The sequence below is a fragment of the Pontibacter rugosus genome (assembly GCF_042678745.1).
Classification (GTDB): domain Bacteria; phylum Bacteroidota; class Bacteroidia; order Cytophagales; family Hymenobacteraceae; genus Pontibacter; species Pontibacter rugosus.
Map to the genome: position 1 here is coordinate 1 of NZ_JBHTLD010000290.1, position 4944 is coordinate 4944.

Annotated in this window: 2 protein-coding genes; both read left to right on the forward strand. The window is 42.2% G+C overall.

Features of this window, described 5'->3' with window-relative positions:
• Nucleotides 1-68 precede the first annotated feature (68 nt).
• Nucleotides 69-3266, forward strand: a complete 3198-nt coding sequence (locus ACFQ2O_RS19995) for a SusC/RagA family TonB-linked outer membrane protein (protein ID WP_377532232.1) — start codon at nucleotides 69-71, stop codon at nucleotides 3264-3266.
• Between the two features lie 9 nt (nucleotides 3267-3275).
• Nucleotides 3276-4793: a RagB/SusD family nutrient uptake outer membrane protein gene (locus ACFQ2O_RS20000; RefSeq protein WP_377532235.1), complete on the forward strand. Its 1518-nt coding sequence runs from the start codon at nucleotides 3276-3278 to the stop codon at nucleotides 4791-4793.
• The last annotated feature ends 151 nt before the right edge of the window (nucleotides 4794-4944 follow it).

Here is a 4944-nt window from a genome sequence, read left to right on the forward strand (position 1 = left end):
ATGCCAAAATTTTTAACATTTATATTTTTTACTTACTAACCAATTAACATCCAATTCAATCACCTACAATGAGAAGACTATTACTGATTAGTTTTGTGATGGTGCTAACCCTGTTACAACAGGTATATGCCCAAAGCAAGACAGTGTCTGGTACAGTTACGGACCAGAGCACATCGCAAGGGCTGCCAGGAGTGGCAGTAATTGTGAAAGGTACTACGGTGGGCACTACCACAGGATTAGATGGTTCTTATACCATCAGTGTGCCTGCAAACGGGAGCACATTAATTTACCGCTTTATTGGTTATAAAACAGTAGAGCGTGAGATCGGAAATGCCGCTGCAATTAATGTTGCCTTAGGTGTGGACGATAAACAGTTACAGGAAGTTGTAGTTGTAGCTTATGGTACCGCAGACAAGGGTTCTTTTACAGGTGCTGCAACCCAGATTTCAAGTGAAAAAATTGCTCAAAGGCCGGTAACAAACATCACGAATGCTATAGCTGGCCAGGCTGCAGGTGTACAGGCGAATGCTGGTAGCGGTCAGCCAGGCTCTGGCCCGGAAATACGTATACGTGGTATAGGCTCTGTTAACTCGTCTAACGATCCGCTTTATGTAGTAGATGGTTCTCCGTACCCAGGTAGCATTGCGAACCTGAACGTAGATGATATCGAGAGTATATCTATTTTGAAAGATGCATCTTCAACTGCTCTTTATGGCGCACGCGCTACAAACGGTGTTGTCATGATCACTACCAAAAAAGGTAAAAAAGGAAGCAATCAAATCAACCTGAAAATTTCTCAAGGTGTTTCTGAAAGAGCTATCAAGGAATATGATCGTGTAAATGCTTACGAATACTACCCTTTAGTTTGGGAAGCACGCAGAAATGATTTGGTTAACTTAGCCAAAGATCCTTATTCTATGGATGATGCAAATCAAATTTCATCCGGTCTTAAAACATTGAGAGATGGTAAAACTGGTAGCGTTAATAGCCTTTTAGGTTATAACCCTTTCAACGTGCCAGCCAATGCAATTGTAGGTGTTGATGGTAAAATCAACCCTGATGCGCAGCTTCTTTATGATGATCTTGATTGGTTTGAGCCACTTGAAAGAACAGGAAGCCGCAGTGACTATGCATTGAACTATAGTGGTGGCTCCGAGAAGAGCGACTATTTTGTTTCCTTAGGTTACCTAAATGAAAAAGGATATGTGCTGCGTTCTGACTATGAGCGTTTTACCGGCCGTGTAAACGTTAATACGCAAGCTACTGACTGGTTAAGAACTGGATTGAATGTTTCTGGTACCATTACTGAGTCTAATCAGGCAAGCACCAGTAGCAGCTCAAGCTATGTAAACCCTTTCAACTTTGCACGTGGCATGGGGCCTATTTATCCTGTATATGCACATGATCCTACAACGGGAGCATACCTGCTGGACAAGAATGGAAACAAAATCTTTGACTATGGTAATATGGCTGAGCTTGGCTTGCCAAGCCGTGGAAGTAATGCAAGCGTTGGTCGCCACATTGTTGCAGAGACTCAGTGGAACGACAACCTGTACAATCGCAATGTGATAAGTGCCAGAACATTCGCGGAGGTTAAGTTTCTACAAGACTTTAAGTTTACAACTAACATAAGTGTTGACGTATCTAACTACCTGGCATCAGAATTCGACAACAATAGAGTGGGCGACGGTGCGCCAGCTGGTAGAGCAAGCCGTACAAGTTCGAACGCAACAACTGCCAATGTTAACCAGTTATTGAACTACTCTACAACTTTCAACAACAGGCATTTTGTAGATGCCCTTGTAGGTCATGAGAATTACAGCTATACATATAAATATTTATATGGTATGCGCCAGAACCTAATAGTAGAGGACAACACCGAGCTAGGCAATTTCACTACCACTAACAGCCTTGATTCTCGCACAGATGCTTACAGAGTAGAAAGTTACTTATCGCGCTTGAACTACACATTTGATGATAAGTATACAATTTCCGGATCTTACCGCCGTGATGGATCATCAAGGTTCAAATCTGATGTGCGCTGGGGTGACTTCTGGTCTTTGGGAGCTTCATGGCGCTTGGATAGAGAATCGTTTATGACACTACCGGAATGGGTGGGGATGCTCAAATTAAGAGGATCTTATGGCCAGGTTGGTAATGATGCCCTTTTGAATTCTGATGGAACAGACAGATACTATGGCTATCAGGAACTTTACTCGCTTGGTATAAATAACGCGAAAGAGCCAGGCCTTCTGCAACAGGATGTACTTGGTAGTGCTAACCTGCTTTGGGAATCCAACAACAGCTTTGATATAGGTATAGAATTTGACCTGTTCGATAGAATTAGCGGTAGCGTGGAATATTTTAACAGAGAATCTGAAAACCTGCTTTTCCTGGTGCCCCTTCCACTTTCAAGTGGCTTAAAGCAAAAATGGGAGAATATAGGCACTATGGCTAACACAGGTTACGAACTGCAATTAGCTGCAGATGCTGTTAAAACTCAAGACTTCACCTGGAATGTTAGCCTTAACGCGTCTACTTACAAAAATAAACTGAAGAAGCTTCCACAAGAGGAGATGATTACCGGTACAAAGAAATACATGGTAGGTAAATCAATCTACGATTATTGGTTGCGTGATTGGTATGGTGTAGATTCTGAGACAGGAGCAGGTCTGTTTGTTGCCGATAAATGGGTTGAGGGTAAAACCAAAGTATTGGCAAACGGAGACTCTGTAACAACAGAGTCAAGCAACGCCAGATACCATTATGCGGGTTCTGCGATACCTGATTTTGCAGGAGGTATTACAAATACATTCACTTATAAAAACCTATCGCTTTCTGTATTGCTGACTTACCAGGTTGGAGGAAAGGTATACGATGCTAACTATGCTTCTTTGATGAACGGAGGCACACAGGGAGGTGCTTTACATAAAGATATTTTGAACCGCTGGCAAAAACCAGGTGATGAGACTGATGTACCACGAATGGACCTTACTGCCGCTACGCAGTCTAATGCGCAGTCTGACCGTTGGTTGATAGATGCTTCTTACCTGAACATCCGATCAGTAAATCTAAACTATCTGCTGCCATCCGACATCACTTCTAAAGTGTTCCTGAAAAATGCCAGTGTCTTTGCTTCTGGCGAAAACCTGAAGTTATTCTCGAAGCGTGAAGGTATGAATGTAAATCAGTCTTATTCAGGTGTTACTTCTAATTCATATATACCTTCTCGTATTTATACTGTTGGTTTGAACGTTACCTTATAATTATTGAAGATGAAGAAAGTATTATATAGTTCGCTAACGGCTTGCATGTTGCTATTTGCCTCCTGCGACAAAGATTATCTTGAGGTGCAGCCAACTGACGCTGTTCCTTCAGAACTAGCTGTTTCAACTACTGTTAATGCCTGGGCTGCTCTTAACGGTATCCATAGAGCCATGTTTATGCAATACGATGCACAAGACCAAGGCGGGCAGGGATCAATAATGATTAGTATGGATGCGATGGGAGAGGATGTTGTGATGACTGCTGCCGGGAATGGCTGGTTTAACAACACTTACAAATGGCTGACGCACCGCAATACCAGCGCTACTGCCGTGGCATTTACTTATAGGTTCTATTATAAATTGATCGCTAACGCGAATAATATAATCGCGAACATAGATAAAGCAGAAGGTCCTGATAGCGACAAAGCCAAAATAAAGGGGCAGGCGCTGGCTTACAAAGCATGGGCACACCATCAGCTAGTGCAAATTTTTGCAGAGCGTTATGATGCCGCCAAGGGATCTAATGATCAGCTTGGAGTACCTATAATGGATGCCTATACCTTAGAAGGAAAACCAAGAGCAACTGTAGAGCAGGTTTACGCACAAATAAATAAGGATATTGATGAGGCGATTTCCTTGCTCCCAAGCTCTCGCAATGCAAAGTCACACTTCAATGTTGAAGTTGCCAAAGGCATTAAAGCACGTGTTGCCTTAACTATGCAAGACTGGGAAACCGCTGCCAAGTATGCAAAAGAAGCTAGAAATGGATTCTCCTTAATGAGCGAGAAAGATTATTTAGCAGGCTTCAATAATGTAGATAATGTAGAGTGGATGTGGGGCAGTGATCAGATTTCTGACCAAACCACATACTTTTACTCATTTTTTGCTTACATGTCAGTTAACTTTAGTTCTTCTAATATTAGGAGCAATCCAAAAGCAATCAACAGTAAGCTTTATGCTAAAATAGCGGATACAGACGTACGTAAGCAAATGTGGGACCCAACTCCTACAGCTGTAAAAGATGCTAATGATAAAACTGTTGGATATGATGTAAATGGATTTCTTACCCCAACATCTTTCTCGCCTAAACCATACATGAATAGAAAATTCATGTCTGAAGGTGCTGCTAGTAGTATTGGAGACGTACCTTATATGCGAGCTGCCGAAATGTATCTTATCGAAGCTGAAGCACTAGCCCGCAAAGGAAGTGGTGTGGCCGCAGCAGGTGTTTTAGCTGAACTGATGAAAACCCGGAATAGTAAATATGAATTTATTCCTCTTTCTGATCAGGCTTTGATTAATGAGATTCTGTTACAGCGACGCGTGGAGCTTTGGGGAGAGGGTTTCCGCTTTCTTGACTTAAAGCGAACTAATAGTTCGCTAGATAGAAATGCATCAAACCACTCAGCTACACTTGCTGGTAACATACTTGATGTTCCGGCTGGTGATAAAAGATGGCAGTGGCTTATTCCGCAGGATGAGCTAAATGCTAACCAAAATCCTGGTATGGTGCAGAACCCGTTGTAATACACATCTTTCACCTATAAAAAAGCCCCCCAGCCGTTTTGGCTGGGGGGCTTTTTTATAGGTGAAAGATGTGTAGAAAAGAAATGTCAAACCGACCTATCGACCTTTATAACAACTTAACAACTGTTTAAATATTTTAGAAATGACTATA